This window comes from Caulobacter sp. GW821-FHT11A05 (genome assembly GCF_058809015.1).
This window is the reverse complement of record NZ_JBXASF010000019.1, coordinates 67264-87859: the sequence shown is the minus strand read 5'-3', so window position 1 is coordinate 87859 and position 20596 is coordinate 67264. Positions and strand designations below refer to the sequence as shown.

Below are 20596 nucleotides of genomic sequence, written 5' to 3'. Positions count from 1 at the left end.
GGCTCGGCCGGGGCTGCCGGCGCGGCCGGCGTCGCCGGCGCGGCGGGGGCGCTGTCCTCGGCGGGCTTGCCGCAGGCGGTGACGAGGGCGGCCAGAGCGAGAGCGGGCAGCAGGCGCGGGAGCATCGGCGGGTCCTATCGAAGCGGCTGAACCATGATACCGCGACACCGTCGGCGACCAACAGAAATGCGTCGATCCTCGCAAACCGCCCGGAGGGGCGCGAAACCCCCGGAATCGTTGGCTTTGGCGTTGGTTGAGCGGCGCCGGATGTGGCCCCTGGCGTTGGTCGGTGCGTTGGTCGGATCGCTGCGATTGTTGGTCGATTCCTGCCCGGGCCGGGCACGGGTTTTCGCCCAGGCCCGCCGACCCGCGCCCGGACCGGCTGAATATGTCTAGACATATTCACAAAGCGCCCGTCGCCGGCCAGCTTGATGTGGCGCTTGGCCCGTCTTCCGGCCAGGATGGCGGGATCGGGGGACTTCCATGACGGCTCGACGGGTGATCGCACGAACGGTGTTGGCGCTACTGATCCTGCTGGCGCTGCTGACCGCGGCGGTCGCCTGGCGGCTGCTGGCGCCGATCTCGACGCCGCCGTTCCGGGGCGAGGACGGCAAGGTCCTGGCCGGCAGCATCGCGGTCATCGAGCGGTGGCCGGTGGGTGGCGTCGAGCAGTCGGTGATCATCCGGGGCCGCGACCGGGCCAATCCGGTGCTGCTGTTCGTGCATGGCGGCCCGGGCAGCAGCGAGACCGTGGCGCTGCGCCGTTTCAACGCCGCGCTCGAGGACGACTTCGTGGTCGTCTACTGGGACCAGCGCTACGCCGGCCAGAGTTACGACGCCAAGCTGCCGGTGCCGGGCGAGCAGACCATCCAGCAATACGTCGACGATCTCGGCGTCGTCGTCGACCAGCTGCGGGCGCGGTTCGGGCGGCAGCGGGTGGGGATCCTCGCCCACTCCTGGGGGACGGTCCCGGGAATCCTCTATGCCCAGGACAATCCGGGCAAGCTCTACGCCTATGTCGGCGTCGGCCAGGTGGCCAATGTGCCGGAGAGCGAGAAGCGGTCCTATGACTGGGCGCTGCGCGAGGCCAGGGCGCGGCGTGCGGACAAGGCGGTCGCCGAGTTGGAGCGGCTGGGGCCGCCGCCCCGGCCGGGCTCGATCTTCACGCCGCGCGAGTGGATCATGGCCTTCGGCGGCAGCTTCCACGGCGACATGACCAATACCAGCCTGATCGCCCGGAGCCTGGGCCAGTCGGAAGCCAACGGGCGCGATCTCGTCGCCTTCAGCAAGTCAGGCCGATACTCGGAGAGGCTCGTGCACGGCGAGTTCGCGCGGTTCGTCATCGACGATGCGCCGCACGCCTATGGCGTCCCGATCTTCCTGCTGTCGGGACGCTACGACCAGCAGTCGGAGGCCTCGGTGGCGCGCGGTTTCTTCGACCGGATCACCGCCCCGCGGAAGGCCTTCATCTGGTTCGAACAGTCGGCCCACAGTCCGATGTTCGAGGAGCCCCGCGCCTATACCGACTGGATCTCCGGCACGGTCGGCCCGCTGGGCGAACAGGGCCGCCCTACCCCGCCAGCTTCATGAGCATCTCGCCCATCTTCTGATGCAAGAGGTTGATCGCCTTCAGCGGGCGGACCATGACCTTGAAGCGGGTGATCAGGCCGGCCTCGTTCCACCAGATCATGTCGACGCCGTTGATGCGGATGCCGTCGATCGTGCAGCCGAACTCCAGCACGGCGGACCGCTCGGCCCGCCATTCGCCGAGGTATTCGAAGCTGTCGTTGTTGAGCACCGACAGGGCGCTCAGCAGGTACTTCTCGGTGATCGCCTTGCCGGCCTGCGGCGTGTGGACGACGGGCGACTCGAAGACGCAGTCTTCGGCGATCAACGCGCTCAGGTCGGCGGGGTCGCGGCTGACGACATAGGCGTGCCAGCCGTGGATGGGGTCGGTCATTTCAGGCGCTTCCACATGTGCAGATCGTCGGTGTAGCGGCCGTCCGTCTGCAAGAGGGCGCGCGGTTCGAAACCATAGCGCTCGAAGCCGGCCCCTTCATAGAGGGAGACGGCGACGGAGTTGGTCGAGACGACGACCAGCTGGACGATCTCGACCACCTCGCGGGCATAGTCCAGGCAGGCGGCCATCAGCGCCCCGCCAAGGCCCCTGCCCCGGCCCTCGGGCAGGACGAACATGCTGTAGACGACGCCCTTGTGGCGCTCCTTGGCGGGGGACTTGGGCCCGACGGCGACCATGCCGAGGACCTGGCCGTCGGCCTCGGCGACGAAGACGCCGTCGGCGACGACGCGTTCCTCGAACCAGGCGGCGGGCTTGGCTTCCTCCTCGGCGAGGGTGGAGCCGAAGGTGGATTCGTCGAGGCGCATGGCGGTCAGGCGGATGGCCTGGAAGACGGGGCCTTCGCCGGGCTGGAGGCGGCGGATGGTAGTGGAGGTCATTTCGGGGTCGCTTCCTGGGGTGGGTCGGCGGCCACGGAATAGGTCAGGCCGGTCCATGAGCTCTCTTCGCCGCCATAGCGGGCGAACTCAAGACGCCAGCGCCTGTCGCCGAACCATTCGACCCGTTCGGCCAGATCGAGCGCCTCGACCTGCGCCCGGTCGAGATGCTGGACCGGCGCGGCGGGCTTCAGCCGCTCGGCGAAGCGGCGGGTCCGGACGAACTGGGCATGGAAGCGGTCGGCCTCGCCGACGATTTGGATGCCGCAGACGGCGCGCCAGCCGTCCTCCATCGGCAGGTCGTAGAAAACCACCGAGATCCCGCGATCACCCCAGTCCTTCGGACGTGGCAGCGACCATTCGATCTCCCCTTCGACGATCTCGTAGGTGTGAAGGCCGGTGGTGTCCCTGCTGATCCGCTGCCAGCCCGCACGGTGGGCCTTTGCCACGATGGCGGCGCGCGCCTCGCCCTCGCCGACCCGCCGGCAGTACTCAAGCGCCTGGGAGAGCAGCCCGTCGGCGTTGCGCGGCGCGGCGGCGGCCGGGGCCGCGGCGGCCGGCAGGGCGAACGCCAGCACCATGAGTAGCCGTCGGACGGTGGTGGTGGTCATGCACTTCCTTCGTGCTGCGCGCCCGAGTTACGGGGAGGCGTTGTACCTATCTCGGGGCAGCGACGTCGGCGTAGTTTCGGGGACACTATACTTAATTCAGGCCCTGCCGGTGGCCGCCTCAAGGATGGTGACCTGAATTAAGTATAGTGTCCCCGAAACTTGGTCACCGCCGGTTGACCGAGATAGGTACAACGCCTCCCCGTAACTCGTCCACCGGCGGTGGGGTGGTGGAGCCCTACCCCTTCACCGCCACGTCGATCTCGCTGCCCAGCTCCCGGAACTTGTCGCTCATCTGGCTCATGCCCAGTTCGATCTCGTTCGGAGCCATCCCCGAGGCGAACTCGCGGACCTCCTGGCTGATCTTCATCGAGCAGAACTTCGGGCCGCACATCGAGCAGAAGTGGGCCGTCTTGTGGGCCTCCTTGGGCAGGGTCTCGTCGTGGTATTCGCGGGCCGTTTCGGGGTCGAGGCCGAGGTTGAACTGGTCTTCCCAGCGGAACTCGAAGCGGGCGCGGCTCAGGGCATTGTCGCGCAGCTGGGCGCCGGGGTGGCCCTTGGCGAGGTCGGCGGCGTGGGCGGCGATCTTGTAGGCGATGACGCCCTGTTTGACGTCCTCGCGATCGGGAAGGCCCAGGTGCTCCTTGGGGGTGACGTAGCAGAGCATGGCGGTGCCGAACCAGCCGATCATGGCCGCGCCGATGGCGCTGGTGATGTGGTCGTAGCCGGGGGCAATGTCGGTGGTGAGCGGGCCTAACGTGTAGAACGGGGCCTCGTGGCAGTGCTTGAGCTGCTCTTCCATGTTGGCCTTGATCTTGTGCATGGCCACGTGGCCGGGGCCCTCGATCATCACCTGGCAGCCGTGCTTCCAGGCGACCTTGGTCAGCTCGCCCAGGGTGCGCAGCTCGGCGAACTGGGCCTCGTCGTTGGCGTCGGCGATGGAGCCGGGGCGCAGGCCGTCACCGAGGCTGAACGAGACGTCGTAGGCCCGCATGATCTCGCAGATGTCCTCGAAGTGCTCGTAGAGGAAGCTCTCCTTGTGATGGGCCAGGCACCATTTGGCCATGATCGAGCCGCCTCTGGAGACGATGCCGGTGACCCGCTTGGCGGTCAGGGGCACGAAGGGCAGGCGGACGCCGGCGTGGATGGTGAAGTAGTCCACCCCCTGCTCGGCCTGTTCGATCAGGGTGTCGCGGAAGACCTCCCAGTTCAGGTCCTCGGCGACGCCGTTGACCTTCTCCAGGGCCTGGTAGATCGGCACCGTGCCGATCGGCACCGGGCTGTTGCGGATGATCCAGTCGCGGATGTTGTGGATGTTGCGGCCGGTGGAGAGGTCCATGACCGTGTCGGCGCCCCAGCGGGTCGACCAGACCATCTTGTCGACCTCGTCGGCGACCGAGCTCAAGACGGCGCTGTTGCCGATGTTGGCGTTGATCTTGACCAGGAAGTTGCGGCCGATGGCCATCGGCTCCAGTTCGCCGTGGTTGATGTTGGCCGGGATGATGGCGCGGCCGCGGGCTATCTCCTGGCGGACGAACTCGGGCGTGACGAAGTCGGGGATCTCGGCGCCGAAGGATTCGCCGTCGCGGACGCACGGCGCGGTCTGTTCGCGGCGCAGGTTCTCGCGGATGGCGACGTATTCCATCTCCGGGGTGATGATCCCCTTGCGGGCGTACTCCAGCTGGGTGACGGCGGCGCCGGCCTTGGCCCGGTAGATCGGGCGTTTGGCGGTGAACTGCGGGGCCAGGTGCTTGCCGGCGGCGAAACCGTTGTCCTCGGGCTTCACTTCGCGGGGATTGGCGACTTCCTCGACATCGCCCCGGCCGACGACCCAGGCCTCGCGCGGGCGCGGCAGGCCCTGTTCGATGTCGACCACGAAGCTGGGGTCGGTGTAGGGGCCGCTAGGGTCGTAGAGGGTCACCGGCGGCTCGTTGGCGCTGGGGTGGACGGCCACCTCGCGGAAGGGGACGCGGATGTCCGGGAACAGCTCGCCCGAGGCGTAGACCTTGCGGCTGCCGGGACGTTCGCCGGTCGGGATGGCGTCGTTCTGCGGCTTGCCGCCTTTGCCGGGGACGTGGATGTTCATCGGTGGACCTCCTCAAATGTGGAGACCCGGTTCGCGCCAAAGGCGGTTTGACGGCCCCTGATCTTTGGCGGGGCCGCGTCCCTCTCCCTTCGCCGGCATGACCCGGATCAGGTTCGGCGGGTCAGGGGTCCTCAACCCCAATCTCAGCCACGCAAGGCGGCCCCCCGGAGAACGAGGGGGAGACTAGGCGGATTGGGGGGAGGGTCAAGAGACGGCGGGCAAGCACTACGACTTGACGAACGCACTGATTGCATTATGAATTTTTCAATCAAAAAGTGCATGGGAGTGTTTGCGATGCCGGTCGGAACCAACGGTACGAGTATTTATCGTCCGCACAATACCCCTCCGGGCACCGTTTGTACGGGAGACGGCCTCGGCGTCCAAGTTCGCAACGAGAATGGCGATGTTATATTTGTGTTTGGTATAGATGATGGAAAAATATACTTTGGTGACGCATATGCCGATCCAAATATTACCAATATTGTAATGAATCCATCGCCAAACACGACGCCGGGAGAAAGGATCACTGTTAATGGTGTAGAATATGTATCAATTCAATTTACCGACTCAACTGGAAGCTATCAACTTCTAAATATCCGCGCTGATCTATTTGATATGATGAAAGAAGGTGGTCTAGATGGAGCCGTGGCAACGTACTTCATCGGCTTGGCTATTGCGGACAGCCTTCCAAACCTTATTGGAAATTCCCCAGATATGGATGGCGACGGCGACCGTGACTTCTCAGACTGGGCCGATGCTTTGGAAGCCGCACTTCGTGACCAGCAAAATCAATTCATTTCGGCAGGTGACGGGGCCAATGCTCTCGCCTACGAGTATCTTGCGAACAACCTTCCGGACATCGTCGGCGATTTGGGGTCCAGCGCCGACTCCGTGACGACGGACGATAACCAACCCCCTCCTCCGGGCGATGTTGGAGGAGGCGTAGGGGGCCCTGAAACGGACGGCGGCTGGCTCTTTTAGGCGGAAAGGTGGAAACACTTTTGCTCCGGCGACATAGAGGTGTCGGCGCCTTGGAGGAAGCAGCGCCGCTGTTGCCCTCCGCGACGCACCTTCAAATCGGTCGACCGGCGGCTCGTGCGTTGAACTATTAGTCGATGAGTGGAAGGCATAGGGCATGCCGATGCGAAAGGTTTCTATTGGCCAAGTCTTCCAGAGCTTTGGCCGGCTCGGCGCCGGTCAGTGGATCACTCTCAGCGTTATCGGCGGGCTTTGGGTCGTTTCGCAGGTCTTGGCTCAGCGCCTTGCGATGCTGGATACGGGCAACTCTGCCGTTTCAACTTGGTGGCCCTATGCCCAGGCCGGGCTGGGCACCGTGGCCTTCGTATGTGCTACACTCGTCACTCTGCGAAGGTCAACACGCCCGGCGGCGGGCGCACGGACTGTGGCCAGCCAACTGTTCGCCGGCCTGCTAGTCCTACTGGCGGGCGTGGTTTCGGAGTGGTTTGTCCCCGCGCTCTATGGGCTCGCATCGCGTAGCCCCGTCGTTCCGTCGATCCTGACGCTCGCGGCGCTCACAGCGCCTGCGGTGCTGTTTGCCATCCTCGGACCGTCGCTGCCCGCGGCAATGGATCGTCCAGGCACGCCCTGGTCGGCGATAAGGCTGGGGCTCGCTCTGACTCTCGGCCTGCGTTGGAAGCTGAGCCTAATGATCATCGGCTGGTTGGTCTTCAAGCTGGCGGTTTCGACGCTGCTGCTTCGGGCGCCGGTGAGCGAGTATCGTCCCTTCGTATTGGCTGCCGACGATCTTCTCCTGCTTCCGCTCGCGATATTCATGACCGTGCTTTACCTGGAGCGGACAAGCGAGGACGAGCACGAACGTTCCGTCGCGGCGGTGTTCGGGTAAAAGCATCAAACCTTGATGACCGACAGCTACCTCTGGCGCCTGCCGAGCCAGGTGCTGTCCATGGCCTGGGCGCTGTTCTGGCCGGCCCTCTACGTGGCCTTCCGCGACCAGGAAGGGACCGGCGGCGTGGCGGAGGCATTCGACTGAAGGTGACGAAAGCTTAAGTTGAGCCGCGCCGCGCGAGCCGCCATGGGATTGCCCAAGACGGGAGATTTCCATGAGCCGCGCCGCCGCCATCGTCCTGGCCATCACCGGGTTCGCCGCCGCCTTCGCCATCGCCGCCGGAACGCCGGTCTTCGCGCAGGACGCCGTTCGAATCGACCCGAAAAACCCGCCGAAGGCTGAGATGATTCCGGCTCCCGGCGGGGCGGTGGTCATCCCCTCGCCCAGGCACCGGCAGGTCTACGAGCAGTATGGCTACGCCCCGGCCCGGCGGGTTGGAGACATGCTGTATGTCTCCGGCGCGATCATCTTCCGACTGCCTGCCGAGGGGACCGACGCGGCCGCCTTCGAGGCCCAGACGCGGCGGACGTTCAAGGCGCTGGACTTCACGCTGAAGCAGTCGGGCGCCAGCTGGGACGACGTGGTGATGGTCAACAGCTTCCACGTCTGGGACGGGCCCGACTTCAAGGGCGAGCGGCTGGCGCAGATCGAGGTGATGAACAGGGTCCGGGCCGAGTTCACCAAGGGGCCGCACCCGGCCTGGACGGCGGTGGGCACGACCGGGCTGCTGCAGCCGGGCGGGATCGTCGAGGTGCAGCTGATCGCCAAGGTTCCGGAGGCGAAGTGATCCCTTCTCCCGCTTGTCGGGAGAAGGTGGCCTCCGAAGGAGGTCGGATGAGGGCAGCATCCGGCCCTGAGTGACTATCGGATGGTCCGCGCGCCAGCCTTCGTTAGCCGGCGCCGCCCTCATCCGACCCGCTCCGCGGGCCACCTTCTCCCGACAAGCGGGAGAAGGAACAGGAGTTACCGCCCCCGCGTCTGCCGCCGCCAGAGCGCCGCATACTCCCCTGCCCGCTCCAGCAGCTCCTCGTGGCGGCCTTCCTCAACCACCCGGCCGCGGCGCAGGACGATGATGCGGTCGGCGTCGGCGATGGTGCTGAGGCGGTGGGCGACGACCAGGGTGGTGCGGCCCTGGCGGGCCTTGCGCAGGGTGTCCTGGATGGCTGCTTCGGTGCGGGAATCGAGGGCGCTGGTGGCCTCGTCGAGGATGAGGACGCGGGGGTCGGCGAGCAGGGCGCGGGCGATGCCGACCCGCTGGCGTTCGCCGCCGGAGAGCTTCAGGCCGCGCTCGCCGACCTTGGTGGCCAGGCCCTCGGGCAGGCCGGCGATGAACTCGGTCAGCTCGGCGGCGTCGGCGGCGGCGCGGATCTGGTCCTCGCTGGAGTCGGGGCGGGCGAAGGCGATGTTGGCGGCCAGGGTGTCGTTGAACAGGGCCACGTCCTGGGGGACCAGGGCGACGGCGCTGCGCAGGGCGGCCATCTTCAGCTGTTTGAGGTCGACGCCGTCGAGGGTGATGGTCCCGCCTTGAGGGTCGATCATCCGCAGGGCCAGGCGGACCAGGGTGGTCTTGCCGGCGCCGGAGGGGCCGACCAGGGCGATGGTCTGGCCGGGGGCGGCGGTGAAGCTGACCTCCTCCAGGCCCTGGCTGCGGGCCCCGTGCTTGAAGCTGACGCCGGAGAAGACCACGGCGCCGCCGCGGCCGTCGGCGGGGGGCGGGTCGACGGCGCCGGGCGCCTCGGCGACGTCGGGGGCCTGGCGGCGCAGGTCGCTCATGGCTTCCAGGTCGATGAAGCTCTGGCGGATTTCGCGGTAGGCGAAGCCGAGGATGTTCAGCGGGCCGTAGAGGTTGATCAGGATGAGGATGGCGGCGGTGACGTCGCCGACGCCGAGCCGGCCGGCCTGGGCCTCGACCCCGGCCAGCAGGGCCATGACCGCCAGGCCGCCGGCCATGATCGCCGACTGGGCGATGTTGAGCAGGCTGAGGCTGTTGGTGGCCAGGACCTGGGCGTTGGCGTAGGCGCTGAGGGCCTGTTCGTAGGTGGCGGCGGCGCGGCTCTCGGCCCCGAAGGCCTTGACCGTCTCGTAGTTGATCAGGGCGTCGACGGCGCGGCCGGCCGCCTCGCTGTCGGCGTCGTTAAGGGCGCGGCGGTGGGCGATGCGCCAGTCCGAAATGGCGAAGGTGAGGACGCCGTAGACCAGGACGGTGCCGACGGCGGCCAGGGCGAAGCGCCAGTCGTAGGCTCTGGCGAGGACCAGGGCGGCGATGATCAGCTCGATGAGGGTCGGGCCGAGGTTGAAGACCAGAGCCCGGAGCAGAAAGTCCATCGAGCGGGCGCCGCGGTCGATGATGCGGCTGAGGGAGCCGGTGCGCTTGGTCTGGTGGAACTCGATGGAGAGGCTGAGGGCATGGCCGAAGGCGTCGGCGGCGGCGCGGCGCTGGGCGGCCTGGGCGACGGGGGTGAAGACGACGTCGCGCAGCTGGGGCGCGGCGGCGGACAGGAAGCGGATCAGGGTCCAGCCGAGGATCAGGCCGGCGAAGGCGGTCCCCACCTGAACGGCCGGCGACTGGCCGGCGGCCAGGCGGTTGACGGCGGCGCCGAGCAGCAGCGGGGCCAGCACGCCCAGCACCTTGCCGCCGAGGGTCAGGACCAGGGCGGCGGTGAGGCGCCAGGTCAGGCCGGGGGCCTGGCTGGAGAGGACGAGGCGGAAGAGGTCGGCCAGGGCGGCAGCCGCATCGGCCTTGGGCGGGGCCGGCTCGGCGCCGGCCTTGGGTCGCTGGCGCTCGGGCGTGGGTCTCAAGAGACCGGGTCCAGGATCAGGGTGCTCTGCACCCCGCCGCCGGGGGTCATCCAGTCGATGCGCCAGGCGTTCCCCGAGCGAAATGCGCGGAACGGAGGGGTCAGGTCGGGCGCGCCGCTGACCGGCACGACCAGCCGCTGCTCGCCGCTGTCGCCGGTGATCTCGAAGGTCAGGGCGCCGGCGTTGAGCGGCTTCTCGACCGGCAGGTGGAAGCGGCCCTGGCCGTCGGCCTTGCCGTTGCCGCGCGGGTTGCGGTCGATGCGCAGGGACAGGCCGCTGCCGGCCCGGGCCGAACCGGAGACGGAGGCGGCGCCGTCACGGTCGAAATCGACGGTCATCAGCCGGGGAGCGTCGCTGCCGCCGCTGTAGACGTAGGCGCTGGCGCCTGAGCGCAGCTGGGCGGCGCGGCCGTCGGGCAGGATGGCGAGGTAGCCCTGGGACTGCACCTGGCGGTCCTTTTCCGGCGACATGGAGAGGCCGAACAGGCGCACTTCGGACGAGGGCGCCAGGCGGGCGGACCAGACGCCGGCGGCGTCGGCGGTGGCGCTGAGCGCCTCGCCGGTCGGGGAGCCGAGGCGGACGGCGGCGCCGGGCTGGGCCTGGCCGGTGATGAGGATGGCGCCGCCCGGCTGCGGCCGGCTGGCGGTCAGGGTTGGGGGCTTGAGATAGCCGGCGTCGGCGGCCGGGTCGGCCGCGGCCTTGGGGGCGTCGCCGCGCCAGGAGGCGTCGCGCTCGCTGGGACCGCAGGCAACAAGAAGAGCCGCCAGGATGGGGGGAAGCAGAAGGGTCGGGAAGATCGGCGGTCGCGACACGATGCTTGAAACCCCAGGCGGATAAGTCGAACATGTCATTTCGTGATTTTCCGGCGCGCCCGCAAGCGCGCCTTTTGTTTCTGAGGACGGCATGTCCAACCTTAAGGGCCCCGCGGGCCCCTCGATCGACAGTGTCTGCGTCTATTGCGGCTCGTCCAACGACGCCGACCCGGCCTTCCTGACCGCCGCCGAGGACTTCGGCCGCCTGCTGGCCGCGGAGGACCTGAAGCTGGTCTATGGCGGCGGCGGCGTTGGGCTGATGGGGGCCTGCGCGCGCGGGGCGCATGACGCCGGCGGCCGGGTGCTGGGCATCATCCCGACCTTCCTGATGGGCCGCGAGCAGCCGTTCGACGACGTCGAGACGGTGGTCGTGAACAACATGCACGAACGCAAGATGATGATGTTCGAGCGGTCGGACGCCTTCGTCGTGCTGCCCGGCGGCATCGGCACCCTGGAGGAGGTGGTCGAGCTGCTCAGCTGGCAGCGGCTGGACCTGCACCGCAAGCCGCTGGTGTTCTACAACCCGCGCGACTTCTGGAAACCGCTCTTCGAGCTCCTATATCACACCATAACCGAGCGTCTGAGCCCGCCGGAGTTCGCCCACGCCTGGCGGGCCACCGACGACATCGGCCAGATCACCCGGCTGATCGGCGAGATGGCGGCGGAGCTCACGCCGCGCGCCGACGGGGACATCGAAGAGAAGGTCTAGGGCCTCTTACCTCGGGCGTAGTTGACACCGTAGCTAAAAAAAACTTACCTGTATCCAGCGACCGGACTCCCACCGGTCGCGGGGATATGGAGAATGACTATGCGTGTGTTCCTGATCGGGGCGCTGGCCCTGACCGCGTTCGCCGGCGCCGCCAACGCCGAGACCCAACGAACCGACGGCTGGCTGACCCTCAAAGCCAAGACGACCCGGGGAAACCTCATCCTCGACGGCGCCGTCTGGAGCTGCAAGGGCGACGTCTGCCGGGCCCCGAAGGTGAAGGCCCTGCCGGCCGACCAGCAGTGCCGCAAGCTGCAGGGCGAGCTGGGCGAAGTGACCGGCTTCGGCTACCGCGGCGCCAAGTTCGACACCGAACAGCTGGCGGCCTGTAACGCTTAAGCGGCTAGTTGCTCCCCCTCTCGGGGGAGCTGGCAGCCGCGCAGCGGCTGACTGAGGGGGTCACCGCCATCGCCGGCAACCGCACGATCGCGGTTGCACCGACGGTGGGGACCCCCTCCACCATCGCTTCGCGATGGTCCCCCTCCCCCGATGGGGGAGGAACTTTAAGGCGCCTTCAGCCCGTACCCCGCGAACTCCTCGTCGATCCCCGGATCGAGCTTCCTGGCCTCGGCGATGTCGGCGGCGGCGCCGGTCTTGTCGCCGGCCCCGGCCTTGGCCAGGGCGCGGCCGAACAGGGACTCGGCGCTGTCGGGGCGGATGCTGGCGGCCTTGTCGTAGTCGGCGATGGCGTCGCTCCAGCGGCCCAGGCGCATGAGCACGAAACCGCGCGAGTCGAGCGTCGGGGCGTTGCGCGGTTCCAGCTGCAGGGCCTTGTCGCAGTCGCCCAGCGCCGCCTCCAGGGCCACGCCGTTGGTGGCCTGTTCCCAGCACAGGGTGTTGAGGTTGCCGGCGTCCTTGCCGGCATGCTTGCGGGCGGTGGCGAAGTCGCTCATCGCCGCGTCGCGCTTGCCGAGCCGATACAGGGTCCCGGCCCGCAGGGTGTAGAGGGTCGAGTTGTCGTCATCCAGGCCAATGGCGGCGGTGTAGTCGACCTCGGCCTTGGCGTAGTCCTTGTTCTCGCGGTGCAGCCAGGCGCGGCCCTGCAGGGCGCCGACCGACTTGGGGTCCTCCTTGAGGGCCTTGTCCATGTCGGCGATGCGGCTGGCGCGGTCGGCGGCCGACCAGCGGTAGCCGGGGGGCGCGACCAGGTAGACCTCGACATCGCCCATCTCGGCCAGCGACTTCTGGACGCTGTCGGCCTGGGCGGCGGGGAACTCCGCCTTCAGGCTGCGGCCGCGGCTTTCCATGGTGAAGACGCCGTCCTTGATGGCGGTCTTGCGGTAGTAGCTCATGCCGCCAACCACCGCCTCGACGTCCTTGCCCTCGGTGGAGAAGCCCTTGCCGCCGTCCGGCAGGCGGATGGTCTCGCGGTAGTAGGCGTGGGTCGGGTGCTGCACGGCGAACGGGGCGTCCTTGTTGTCGGCCTCGTCGTCGCGCTTGTAGGAGGTCTTGCCGCCCAGCTGGTAGCCGTCGGCCAGGTAGCGGGGGGCGGAGGACTCGTTGGTCTCGTTCCAGTCGAGGCTGGCCTTGCCCTCCATGGTCAGGACGTACTCGCCCTTGGCCTCGTCGTAGCGGCCGGCGACCTTGTCGACCTCGATGAAGCCGTACAGGCCCTGCCAGTACTTCTTGTAGGCCTTCTCCAGCTCCTCCGGCGGGGCGGCGTCGGCGGCCCCGCGGGTGGCGGTGGCGAGGTCGCCGCGGAAGGCCTGGGTGACCCGGACCGGGGCCTTGGAATAGAGGCCGCCGGAAGCGTCGATGTCGATCATCAGGGCCATCTGCGGCAGCGGGCTGGGCTCGACCTTGAGCGCCTCAAGCGCGCCACCTTTGGCACGCAGCGGCAGGGCCCAGGCGAAGTCAGGGATGGCGACTTCCTCCAGCTTGCGGTCGCCGCTGCGGGTGCCGTCGAGCCAGTAGGCCTTGCCGCCGATCTCGGCGCGGACGATGACGTGGTCAAACAGCCCGACCATCGGCAGGCGCGCATCGAGGCCGTCGCCCAGGCTGGAGTGGACGGCGGCGGCCTCGGCCTTGATGCCCAGCTCGCGCAGGATGGCCAGCAGCAGGGCGGTCTTGCCCTTGCAGTCGCCGTAGCGGCGCGACCAGGTGATGTCGGCCTGGGCCGGCGTCAGGTTGCCGGCGTCCATGCCGAGGAAGACGTAGCGGGTGCGCTCCTGGACCAGGGCCAGGGCCATGCCGGCCTGGACGACGGGATCGTTGGAGGCGGCGCGGATCTTGTCGATCTCGGGCTTCAGGCGCGAACCCTCCTTGAGGGTGGCGGCCTTGTCGTAGAGCGGCGACAGCAGGGCCGAGACCTGGGACCAGTCGCTGAACTGAGTGAACTCCACCCCCCTGCCCCGCAGGTAGCGGGCCGGGGCGCCGGCCGGGGGCTTGTAGGCCTTCTGGCCCTTGAGGTCGAAGGTGAGCTCGGTCTCACCGGCCGGGGTCTTGCCGACCTTGGGCGGGTTCATGCCCTGGTCGAGGCGGTATCGGATCGGCTTGGCCCTGGGGTCCCAGAGGACGCGCAGCTGGACCTGGTCGACCTGGTCGGTCGGCGGGGCGGCCAGGTAGTTCTCGCTCATGTCGCCGGTGACGCTGTCCTTACGGGTCAGGGTGAAGGCGAGGGTGACGATGTCGCCGACTTCCAGGCCCTCGGGCTGCATGGTGGCGGTCAGCACGCCATCGAGCATGGCGTACTCCAGGCGGTTCTCGCGGCGCAGGACAGTGAAGGCCTGGTCGGCGAGGACGTCGATGGTCTCGGTTCCCCGGCGGATCTGCAGCTTGTGGACGGTCAGGGTGGTGGAATCGGGGTTCCATGGCAGGGCGATGGTGCCCATGGCCGACAGGCCCTGGGCCGTCTGGATGCGGATGACGCTTTCGATGTAGAGGCTGTCGCCTTCGGGACCGAAGTGGACCTGTTCGTCGAAGCGCAGCTGGCGGTAGGGCGCGCCGGTGGGCGGGCCGTCGGTCTTCAGGGCCGGCAGCGGCTTGACCCAGGCGGGGGTCGGTTCGAGCACCGGCTCTGGCGCGGCGAGAGCGGCCGTCGCCAGCAGGCTGACAGCGCCGACAATGCCGACAAACAACGACCGCATGGATATCCCCCGGGGAGTGACGCGTACTGGCCGATCAGCTTGCGCGAAGGGGCGGTGGGTCGCAAGCGCCGGATGCGGAACTTCTCGCGCGACGGGTTTCAGGTTAGGCTTTGGGCATGGCCGATGGCGAAAACGCCGATCTGAGCACGGACACTCCGGAAGCCGCTGTGGCGTCCGCCGCCGAGCAAGCGCGATGGGCCGAAACCTTCCGGCGGCTCGATGAGTTCGACGCGCAAGACGGGCCAACCTACACGGTCGACGAGGTCTTCGACGACCTCAGACGACGGATCGCCAGAAGACGGGCCGCCATGAAACGCGCGGCCAAGGGTCCGGCCGGCCTCTAGCTTCACATTGGAATTAGGCTCTAGGCCGTCTCACCCGCCAGCCGCCTGGCCGCCTTCTCGCGGCCGATCAGGGCCAGCAGCGGGCCCATTTCCGGGCCGTGGTCCATGCCGGTGAGGGCCTGGCGCAGGGGCAGGAACAGGGCGCGGCCCTTGGCGCCGGTGGCCTCCTTGATGGCGGCGGACCAGGTGCTCCAGGTCGAGGCGTCGACGGTCGCCGGCAGCAGGTCGAGAGCCGTGGCCAAGAAGGCGGGGTCCTCGACGACCGGGGTCACCTCGCCGCCGACGATGCGGGCCAGGTCGGCGACGTCGCCGAACAGCTTGAGGTTCGGGCGGACGGCCAGCCAGAAGTCTTCGCCCAGGTCGGCGTCAAGGGCGGCCAGGCGGGGCTGGGCGGCGGCGTAGTCCATGGCGTGCAGCACGCCGGCGTTGATGCGGGCCAGATCCGCCTCGTCGAAGCGGGCCGGGTGGCGGCCCATCTTGGCGAAGTCGAAGTTGCGGCCCAGTTCTTCCAGGCTGCCGGCCGCTTCCAGAGCGTCCGAGGTGCCGAGCTTGCCGATGTGGGAGGTGATGGCCAGGGGCTCCAGGCCATCCTCGCGCAGCTGCATGATCGACAGCGAGCCAAGGCGCTTGGACAGGGCGCTGCCGTCGGCTCCGACCAGCAGGCTGAAGTGGCCGAAGACCGGAACCTTGCCGCCCAGGGCCTCGAAGATCTCGATCTGGGCGCCCGTATTGGTGACATGGTCCTCGCCGCGGATGACGTGGGTGATGCCCATGTCGATGTCGTCGGCCACCGACGGCAGGGTGTAGAGGAAGGCGCCGTCCTCGCGGATCAGCACGGGGTCGGACATCGAGGTGGTGTCGACGTCGCACTCGCCGCGCACCAGGTCGGTCCATTTGACCCGCTTGCCCTCCAGCTTGAAGCGCCAGTGGGGCTTGCGGCCCTCGGCCTCGAAGGCGGCGATCTCTTCAGGGGTCAGTTTCAGCGAGGCGCGGTCATAGATCGGCGGCTGGCCACGCGACAGCTGCACCTTGCGGCGACGGTCGAGTTCGTCGGCGGTCTCGTAGCAGGGGTAGAGACGGCCGGCGGCTTTCAGCGTCTCCATGGCGCGGTGATAGAGGTCGAAGCGCTTGGACTGGTTGTAGCGCTCGTCCCAGGTCAGGCCGAGCCAGGTCAGGTCGGCCTCGATGCCGTCCTCGTATTCCTGGGTCGAGCGGGCCAGGTCCGTGTCGTCGATGCGCAGCACGAAGACGCCCCCCCGCCCCCGGGCGAACACCCAGTTGACGATGGCGGCTCGGATGTTTCCGACGTGGATGCGACCCGTCGGCGACGGGGCGAAGCGGACCTTGACGGTCATGGGGAACCTGCAGCTAGCGAAGGCGGGGTAGGTCGTACCTCAGCGCCGCGAAGTCAAGCGCTGAGCAGGCCGTCGATGAAGGCCTGATCGGCGTCAAGCACCCAGCATTCCACGACTTTCTGGCCATCGGTGCGGTAGATCAGGGTGCGGTCGACCTCGCGGCCGGCGAGGTTCTCGCGGGCGATCATGATGGCCTTGTCGGCGTCGGCCATGATGTTGGTGACGCCGATCAGCTTGCGGTTCGTCTTCTGGGTGAAGGTCGACAGCGCCCTGATGGCGGCCTCCTTGCCGACATGCGTGCCGGCAAACGGATTGGCCCCGTTCCAGTGCAGGATGAAGTCGTCGGCGTAGAGGCCGAACATCGTGGCGATGTCGCCAGCGGTCCAAGCGTCGCGATAGCGCTCAAGCACGGCGATGTGCGCGCGTCGGTGGTCTTCGTCAGTCATGCCGGGCTCCCAAACAGCGAAGGAAGCGTCGGAAAATAGATCCGCCGGGTCAATGACCCGGCGGGTAAGGAATCAGTCGTCCCGGTGGACCCGTTCGCGGCGTTCATGCCGCTCCTGGGCCTCGAGGCTGAGGGTGGCCACGGGCCGGGCGTCGAGACGCGCCAGTCCGATGGGTTCCCCCGTTTCCTCGCAGTAGCCGTAGGAATTGTCCTCGATGCGACGAAGAGCTTCGTCGATCTTGGAAATCAGTTTCCGTTGGCGGTCCCGGGTACGCAGCTCTAGAGCCCGGTCCGTCTCGGACGTGGCGCGATCGGCCAGGTCGGGATGGTTCTCAGTCTCTTTCTGAAGAATGGCCACCGTTTCGCGAGATTCGCGAAGGATGTCCTCTTTCCAGGCGAGCAGCTTGTTTCGGAAATACTCGAGCTGACGCTCGTTCATGAACTCCTCGTCCTCGGAAGGACGGTAGTCCGCTGGCACTTTAAGAACCGTAGCCGTCTGCATTGACGCCTCACGCCCCACTACCCCGCTCACAGCGAGCGGGGCCTTATAGCAAAACGGGTAACGCAAACAATGAACGTCGTGTTTGACGTGCGTTCATGCCGCAATTTTCGCGCGTTGGAGTTTGGCAAGCTCAACCGCGGCCCGCATTTCGATCTCGTCCAGGACCCCTTCCAGGCCGGGGTCTTCGGTGTTTTCACGCTGGTCGCGCACGGCCCGCACGAGATGTTCGAGGTGAGCCCCCGAAACCTCGCCGTCGATGACCGCCAGGCGCAGGTCGTCCAGCACATCAAGAATCTTGCCCGCCCGGCCGACGGCCTTGCGGCGGCGCTCCAGCGGGCCGTCGGCCTGTTGCAGGGCCAGCAGGGCGTCGAGCGAGGCGACGCCGGTGACGCCCCCTGCCCTGGCCGCCGGCGTGGCCGCGCCGGCGGCGTTCGTCGCTGGCAGGTTAAAGGAGGAGCCGCCGGCCGGGGCGCGCGGACCCGATGGGCCGCCCGTCCCTGTCGTTCCACTGGTTCTGCCGACCTTCATAAAGTTCCCCGAAACTTGAGGACCGAATCTCGGCCCCACCGCTTGCGGTATGGTTAATGCCGGGCAAATTCTGCCGCCACCGGTCTCTGCCGACTCCTTGATCACTGAAATTGCTGAAGAAATTAGTGGCCCGGTTCTGGCACTCCTTTCACGTGTCCGTGCGCGGGGTGGAGTTTCATGCAGCGTCTTCTGTCGGCAGTCCTTCTGGTTCTCAGCCTGGCTCTATGTCCTAACGCTTTTAGCGGCGAGGCGTTCGCCGCCTCGCGCATCAAGGACATCGTCGAGGTCGAGGGCGTGCGCGAGAACGCCCTGGTCGGCTACGGCCTGGTCGTCGGCCTCAACGGCACCGGCGACAACCTGCGCAACACCCCGCAGGCCAAGCAGAGCCAGGAGGCGATGCTGGAGCGGCTGGGGATCAACATCCGCGACGCCAATCTCAATTCCAAGAACGTCGCCTCGGTCATGGTCACCGCCAAGCTGCCGCCGTTCGCGGCGGCCGGCAGCCCCATCGACGTGACGGTCAGCTCCATGGGCGACGCCAAGAGCCTGTTGGGCGGCACCCTGATCGTCACCACCCTGATGGGCGCCGACGGCCAGGCCTACGCCGTGGCGCAGGGGACGGTTCAGACCGGGTCGGTCTCGGCCTCCGGCGGATCCGGCTCGGCCATCACCAAGGGCGTGCCGACCTCGGGCCGCATCGCCGGCGGGGCCATCATCGAGCGGGAGCTGGGCTTCCAGATGGCCAACATGGGCCAGGTTCGCCTGACCCTGCGCAATCCCGACTTCACCACCGCCCGCCGCATCGCCGACGTCATCAACGCCCGCTACCCGGGCACGGCCAACGCCGACAACTCCACCATCATCACCCTGCGCCCGCCGATGGGGGCCGGCATCGTGCCGTTCGTGACCGCCATCGAGAACATGACCGTCGAGCCCGACTACGGGGCCAAGGTGGTCATCGACGAAGTGGCCGGGGTCATCGTCATGGGCGACAACGTCCGCGTCAGCACCGTCGCCATCGCCCAGGGCAACCTGACCATCTCGGTGCAGGAAAGCCCGGCGGTCAGCCAGCCGACGCCGTTCAGCCGCGGCGGCCAGACCGTGGTTGTTCCTCAATCGTCGGTCGGCATCGACGAGGAGAAGGGCCGCCAGCTGATCACCCTGAAGAACGGGGCGACGCTGTCGAGCCTGGTGGCGGGGCTGAACGCCCTGGGCGTCACGCCGCGCGACATGATCTCCATCCTGCAGGCCATCAAGGCGGCCGGCGCCCTGCAAGCCGACATCGAGGTGATGTGATGAGCGCCATGACTCCGGTCGCAACCCCGATCGACCTGCTGGCGGCCCAGACGCCGTCGGTCGATGCGCAACGGTCCAAGGTCAAGCAGGCGGCCCAGAACTACGAGGCCAGCTTTCTCTCCGTGATGCTCGCCCAGATGTTCAAGGGCGTCGAGACCGAGGCGCCGTTCGGCGGCGGCCAGGGCGAAGAGATGTTCAAGTCGTTCTTCACCGACGCGATCGCCAAGCAGGTGGCCAGGTCGGGCGGCATCGGCCTGTCGGCCACGGTCGAGCGCGAGATGCTGAAGATGCAAGGATTGCAGGAGGTTCCCCATGGCGCTTGACGCCCACGACGCCGCCGACCGGGTCGGCCAGCTGATCATTCTGACCGAGCGCCTGACCGGGCTGATCGCCGACCAGGCCCTGGCCTTCGAGCGCCGCCGACCGCAGGACGCCGCCGCCCAGCTGGAAGAGACCTCGCGCCTGGCCAACCTCTATCGCCACGAGTCGGCGCGGGTGCGGGCCCAGCCGGGGCTGATCGCCGGCGCCTCGCTGGAGCAGCGCCGGGCCCTGATGCGGGCCACCGAGGGCTTCGACGCCGTGCTGGCCCGCCAGGGCCGGGCCCTGGAGGCGGCCAAGACGGTCACCGAAGGGTTGGTCAAGGCGATCGCCGAGGAAGTAGTCAACCAGCGCAGCGCCGGTCCGGGCTATGGCCCCGGCGCGGTGGCCGTGCCCGCTGATGGGCGAGCGATCACGCTGAACCGTTCGGCTTAAAGCGGCCGCGAAACCGGGGCGTTCTGGTTCAGATCGGCCTGCGCGCCCTGGGCCTGGGCCTCCTGGCGGGCCGAGGCGGCGCCGGCCAGCATGGCCAGGGCCGAGCAGACCGCGGCCAGCAGACCCTTCATCAGGTTCGATTGCAGATCGGACATGAGCCACCCCCTTTGGCGGTTTACGCAACGGGGGCTCAAGTCGATCACTCGGCGAAACGTTCCCGATAGTCGGATGAAAAGGCCGTGAGCTACTCTGCCACGGCCGGCACGGCCGGCGGCCACAGCGCCGCCTCGACGGCGCGCCACAGGCCGCCGATTTCCAGGGCGGCGGCGCTGAGCGGCGCGAGTTCCTGCACCGAACGGCCCTCGGCGACGGCCGACTGATAGGCGATGCGGGACCGCAGGCCGATCGGCATGATCGGCCGTCCCATGGCGGCCAGCTGGGCGACCGTGTCGCCGACACAGGCCATTTCCCGGCCGGCCCGGCGCGGCGGGGCCTGGTTGATGACAAAGGCGCCCGGCTTGCCGAAGCGGCTGACCAGCTCGGCCGTCTCGCGGATGGCCCGCACGTCGAGGAAACTGGGGCGCAGGATCATCAGGCAGTAGTCGGCGCAGCGGACGGCCTCGGCCAGGTCCTCGCTGGCCGAGGGGCTGGTGTCGATGACCATCAGGTCGCGGCCGGCCCGGAAGGCGGCCTGCTGGGTGGCGAACAGGGCCGGGGTCTTGGTCGAGAACACCACCGGGCCGCCGATCTTGCGCTCGCGCCGCCACTCCTGGGCCGAGCCCTGGCGGTCGCAGTCGGCGAGCAGCACGCCCTGGCCCGACAGCCAGGAGGCCATGGCCAGATGCAGCGCCACGGTGGTCTTGCCGGTGCCGCCCTTGCGGGAAAGGATCGCCAC

The 20596-nt window shown here is 68.0% G+C and carries 24 protein-coding genes and 1 riboswitch; of the genes, 11 read left to right on the top strand and 13 right to left on the bottom strand.

What is annotated here, in order from left to right; all coding sequences use genetic code 11:
* Positions 1 to 483: 483 nt before the first annotated feature.
* Positions 484 to 1590 carry an alpha/beta fold hydrolase gene (locus AC1RSK_RS21760; RefSeq protein ID WP_492909787.1) on the top strand — a complete coding sequence of 369 codons (1107 nt, stop codon included), beginning with the start codon at positions 484 to 486 and terminating at the stop codon, positions 1588 to 1590.
* Here the strand turns inward: AC1RSK_RS21760 and AC1RSK_RS21755 are convergent.
* The 4 genes from AC1RSK_RS21755 to thiC form a co-directional block, all read right to left on the bottom strand.
* Positions 1571 to 1960 carry a nuclear transport factor 2 family protein gene (locus AC1RSK_RS21755; protein WP_492909786.1) on the bottom strand — a complete coding sequence of 130 codons (390 nt, stop codon included), beginning with the start codon at positions 1958 to 1960 and terminating at the stop codon, positions 1571 to 1573. The genes AC1RSK_RS21760 and AC1RSK_RS21755 overlap by 20 nt on opposite strands.
* Positions 1957 to 2457: a GNAT family N-acetyltransferase gene (locus AC1RSK_RS21750; RefSeq protein WP_492909785.1), complete on the bottom strand. Its 501-nt coding sequence runs from the start codon at positions 2455 to 2457 to the stop codon at positions 1957 to 1959. Before AC1RSK_RS21750 ends, AC1RSK_RS21755 begins: the two co-directional genes overlap by 4 nt.
* Positions 2454 to 3065 carry a hypothetical protein gene (locus AC1RSK_RS21745; RefSeq protein WP_492909784.1) on the bottom strand — a complete coding sequence of 204 codons (612 nt, stop codon included), beginning with the start codon at positions 3063 to 3065 and terminating at the stop codon, positions 2454 to 2456. Before AC1RSK_RS21745 ends, AC1RSK_RS21750 begins: the two co-directional genes overlap by 4 nt.
* Positions 3066 to 3300: 235 nt before the next feature.
* Complete coding sequence (thiC, locus tag AC1RSK_RS21740) at positions 3301 to 5148, bottom strand: phosphomethylpyrimidine synthase ThiC (RefSeq protein ID WP_492909783.1); 1848 nt, start codon at positions 5146 to 5148, stop codon at positions 3301 to 3303.
* Between the two features lie 67 nt (positions 5149 to 5215).
* A riboswitch (TPP riboswitch) is annotated at positions 5216 to 5325 on the bottom strand.
* Between the two features lie 117 nt (positions 5326 to 5442).
* Here thiC and AC1RSK_RS21735 point away from each other — a divergent pair.
* The 4 genes from AC1RSK_RS21735 (at position 5443) to AC1RSK_RS21720 (ending at position 7802) form a co-directional block, all read left to right on the top strand.
* Complete coding sequence (locus tag AC1RSK_RS21735; protein ID WP_492909782.1) at positions 5443 to 6129, top strand: hypothetical protein; 687 nt, start codon at positions 5443 to 5445, stop codon at positions 6127 to 6129.
* A 154-nt stretch (positions 6130 to 6283) separates the two neighbouring features.
* The gene (locus AC1RSK_RS21730) at positions 6284 to 7012 is read left to right on the top strand and encodes a hypothetical protein (protein WP_492909781.1); all 729 of its coding nucleotides are present in this window, start codon (positions 6284 to 6286) and stop codon (positions 7010 to 7012) included.
* 15 nt (positions 7013 to 7027) lie between these two features.
* Positions 7028 to 7159 carry a hypothetical protein gene (locus tag AC1RSK_RS21725; protein WP_492909780.1) on the top strand — a complete coding sequence of 44 codons (132 nt, stop codon included), beginning with the start codon at positions 7028 to 7030 and terminating at the stop codon, positions 7157 to 7159.
* A 70-nt stretch (positions 7160 to 7229) separates the two neighbouring features.
* The gene (locus AC1RSK_RS21720; protein WP_492909779.1) at positions 7230 to 7802 is read left to right on the top strand and encodes a Rid family hydrolase; all 573 of its coding nucleotides are present in this window, start codon (positions 7230 to 7232) and stop codon (positions 7800 to 7802) included.
* Between the two features lie 176 nt (positions 7803 to 7978).
* On the opposite strand, the gene AC1RSK_RS21715 is transcribed toward AC1RSK_RS21720, so the two are convergent.
* Together AC1RSK_RS21715 and AC1RSK_RS21710 are read right to left on the bottom strand one after the other, a co-directional pair.
* The gene (locus AC1RSK_RS21715) at positions 7979 to 9736 is read right to left on the bottom strand and encodes an ABCB family ABC transporter ATP-binding protein/permease (RefSeq protein ID WP_492909788.1); all 1758 of its coding nucleotides are present in this window, start codon (positions 9734 to 9736) and stop codon (positions 7979 to 7981) included.
* A gap of 74 nt (positions 9737 to 9810) precedes the next feature.
* Positions 9811 to 10626, bottom strand: a complete 816-nt coding sequence (locus tag AC1RSK_RS21710) for a hypothetical protein (RefSeq protein WP_492909778.1) — start codon at positions 10624 to 10626, stop codon at positions 9811 to 9813.
* 91 nt (positions 10627 to 10717) lie between these two features.
* Here AC1RSK_RS21710 and AC1RSK_RS21705 point away from each other — a divergent pair, with 91 nt between their 5' ends.
* Entirely contained in the window at positions 10718 to 11335 is a 618-nt protein-coding gene (locus AC1RSK_RS21705; RefSeq protein ID WP_492909777.1) for an LOG family protein, read from the top strand.
* Positions 11336 to 11434: 99 nt separating this feature from the next.
* Positions 11435 to 11731, top strand: a complete 297-nt coding sequence (locus tag AC1RSK_RS21700; RefSeq protein ID WP_492909776.1) for a DUF8200 family protein — start codon at positions 11435 to 11437, stop codon at positions 11729 to 11731.
* A gap of 164 nt (positions 11732 to 11895) precedes the next feature.
* Here AC1RSK_RS21700 and AC1RSK_RS21695 read toward each other — a convergent pair whose 3' ends face one another.
* On the bottom strand, positions 11896 to 14478 hold the full coding sequence (locus AC1RSK_RS21695) for a DUF3857 domain-containing protein (protein ID WP_492909775.1): 2583 nt from the start codon (positions 14476 to 14478) through the stop codon (positions 11896 to 11898).
* A gap of 116 nt (positions 14479 to 14594) precedes the next feature.
* On the opposite strand from AC1RSK_RS21695, the gene AC1RSK_RS21690 reads away from it, so the two are divergent.
* Positions 14595 to 14822, top strand: a complete 228-nt coding sequence (locus AC1RSK_RS21690) for a hypothetical protein (RefSeq protein ID WP_492909774.1) — start codon at positions 14595 to 14597, stop codon at positions 14820 to 14822.
* Between the two features lie 20 nt (positions 14823 to 14842).
* Here AC1RSK_RS21690 and gltX read toward each other — a convergent pair whose 3' ends face one another.
* The 4 genes from gltX to fliX form a co-directional block, all read right to left on the bottom strand.
* Positions 14843 to 16177: a glutamate--tRNA ligase gene (gene gltX, locus AC1RSK_RS21685; protein WP_492909773.1), complete on the bottom strand. Its 1335-nt coding sequence runs from the start codon at positions 16175 to 16177 to the stop codon at positions 14843 to 14845.
* Between the two features lie 53 nt (positions 16178 to 16230).
* A complete protein-coding gene (locus tag AC1RSK_RS21680) occupies positions 16231 to 16623 on the bottom strand; it encodes a nuclear transport factor 2 family protein (RefSeq protein WP_492909772.1) in 393 nt (130 codons plus the stop codon).
* Positions 16624 to 16695: 72 nt separating this feature from the next.
* Positions 16696 to 17124, bottom strand: coding sequence for an RNA polymerase-binding protein DksA (dksA, locus tag AC1RSK_RS21675; protein ID WP_492909771.1), 429 nt, complete (start codon positions 17122 to 17124; stop codon positions 16696 to 16698).
* Positions 17125 to 17217: 93 nt separating this feature from the next.
* Positions 17218 to 17652, bottom strand: a complete 435-nt coding sequence (gene fliX / locus AC1RSK_RS21670; RefSeq protein ID WP_492909770.1) for a flagellar assembly regulator FliX — start codon at positions 17650 to 17652, stop codon at positions 17218 to 17220.
* Between the two features lie 177 nt (positions 17653 to 17829).
* Between fliX and AC1RSK_RS21665 the strand changes: the two genes are divergently transcribed.
* From AC1RSK_RS21665 to AC1RSK_RS21655, 3 genes are read left to right on the top strand one after another with little or no spacing between them, the layout of a single operon-like run.
* Positions 17830 to 18948, top strand: a complete 1119-nt coding sequence (locus AC1RSK_RS21665; RefSeq protein WP_492909769.1) for a flagellar basal body P-ring protein FlgI — start codon at positions 17830 to 17832, stop codon at positions 18946 to 18948.
* Positions 18948 to 19271 (top strand): rod-binding protein, encoded by a 324-nt coding sequence (locus AC1RSK_RS21660; protein WP_492909768.1) that lies wholly within the window; start codon positions 18948 to 18950, stop codon positions 19269 to 19271. The genes AC1RSK_RS21665 and AC1RSK_RS21660 overlap by 1 nt, the downstream gene beginning before the upstream one ends.
* Positions 19261 to 19701, top strand: a complete 441-nt coding sequence (locus AC1RSK_RS21655) for a flagellar basal body protein (RefSeq protein ID WP_492909767.1) — start codon at positions 19261 to 19263, stop codon at positions 19699 to 19701. The genes AC1RSK_RS21660 and AC1RSK_RS21655 overlap by 11 nt, the downstream gene beginning before the upstream one ends.
* On the opposite strand, the gene AC1RSK_RS21650 is transcribed toward AC1RSK_RS21655, so the two are convergent.
* A complete protein-coding gene (locus AC1RSK_RS21650) occupies positions 19698 to 19856 on the bottom strand; it encodes a hypothetical protein (protein ID WP_492909766.1) in 159 nt (52 codons plus the stop codon). The genes AC1RSK_RS21655 and AC1RSK_RS21650 overlap by 4 nt on opposite strands.
* An 89-nt stretch (positions 19857 to 19945) precedes the next feature.
* Entirely contained in the window at positions 19946 to 20596 is a 651-nt protein-coding gene (locus AC1RSK_RS21645) for a nucleotide-binding protein (RefSeq protein ID WP_492909765.1), read from the bottom strand.

Bases quoted from the DNA above. Each gene is read 5' to 3' on its own strand.
- AC1RSK_RS21760 (WP_492909787.1), top strand. From the start codon at position 484: ATGACGGCTCGACGGGTGATCGCACGAACGGTGTTGGCGCTACTGATC.
- AC1RSK_RS21755 (WP_492909786.1), bottom strand. From the start codon at position 1,960: ATGACCGACCCCATCCACGGCTGGCACGCCTATGTCGTCAGCCGCGAC.
- AC1RSK_RS21750 (WP_492909785.1), bottom strand. From the start codon at position 2,457: ATGACCTCCACTACCATCCGCCGCCTCCAGCCCGGCGAAGGCCCCGTC.
- AC1RSK_RS21745 (WP_492909784.1), bottom strand. From the start codon at position 3,065: ATGACCACCACCACCGTCCGACGGCTACTCATGGTGCTGGCGTTCGCC.
- thiC (WP_492909783.1), bottom strand. From the start codon at position 5,148: ATGAACATCCACGTCCCCGGCAAAGGCGGCAAGCCGCAGAACGACGCC.
- AC1RSK_RS21735 (WP_492909782.1), top strand. From the start codon at position 5,443: ATGCCGGTCGGAACCAACGGTACGAGTATTTATCGTCCGCACAATACC.
- AC1RSK_RS21730 (WP_492909781.1), top strand. From the start codon at position 6,284: ATGCCGATGCGAAAGGTTTCTATTGGCCAAGTCTTCCAGAGCTTTGGC.
- AC1RSK_RS21725 (WP_492909780.1), top strand. From the start codon at position 7,028: ATGACCGACAGCTACCTCTGGCGCCTGCCGAGCCAGGTGCTGTCCATG.
- AC1RSK_RS21720 (WP_492909779.1), top strand. From the start codon at position 7,230: ATGAGCCGCGCCGCCGCCATCGTCCTGGCCATCACCGGGTTCGCCGCC.
- AC1RSK_RS21705 (WP_492909777.1), top strand. From the start codon at position 10,718: ATGTCCAACCTTAAGGGCCCCGCGGGCCCCTCGATCGACAGTGTCTGC.
- AC1RSK_RS21700 (WP_492909776.1), top strand. From the start codon at position 11,435: ATGCGTGTGTTCCTGATCGGGGCGCTGGCCCTGACCGCGTTCGCCGGC.
- AC1RSK_RS21695 (WP_492909775.1), bottom strand. From the start codon at position 14,478: ATGCGGTCGTTGTTTGTCGGCATTGTCGGCGCTGTCAGCCTGCTGGCG.
- AC1RSK_RS21690 (WP_492909774.1), top strand. From the start codon at position 14,595: ATGGCCGATGGCGAAAACGCCGATCTGAGCACGGACACTCCGGAAGCC.
- gltX (WP_492909773.1), bottom strand. From the start codon at position 16,177: ATGACCGTCAAGGTCCGCTTCGCCCCGTCGCCGACGGGTCGCATCCAC.
- AC1RSK_RS21680 (WP_492909772.1), bottom strand. From the start codon at position 16,623: ATGACTGACGAAGACCACCGACGCGCGCACATCGCCGTGCTTGAGCGC.
- dksA (WP_492909771.1), bottom strand. From the start codon at position 17,124: ATGCAGACGGCTACGGTTCTTAAAGTGCCAGCGGACTACCGTCCTTCC.
- fliX (WP_492909770.1), bottom strand. From the start codon at position 17,652: ATGAAGGTCGGCAGAACCAGTGGAACGACAGGGACGGGCGGCCCATCG.
- AC1RSK_RS21665 (WP_492909769.1), top strand. From the start codon at position 17,830: ATGCAGCGTCTTCTGTCGGCAGTCCTTCTGGTTCTCAGCCTGGCTCTA.
- AC1RSK_RS21660 (WP_492909768.1), top strand. From the start codon at position 18,948: ATGAGCGCCATGACTCCGGTCGCAACCCCGATCGACCTGCTGGCGGCC.
- AC1RSK_RS21655 (WP_492909767.1), top strand. From the start codon at position 19,261: ATGGCGCTTGACGCCCACGACGCCGCCGACCGGGTCGGCCAGCTGATC.
- AC1RSK_RS21650 (WP_492909766.1), bottom strand. From the start codon at position 19,856: ATGTCCGATCTGCAATCGAACCTGATGAAGGGTCTGCTGGCCGCGGTC.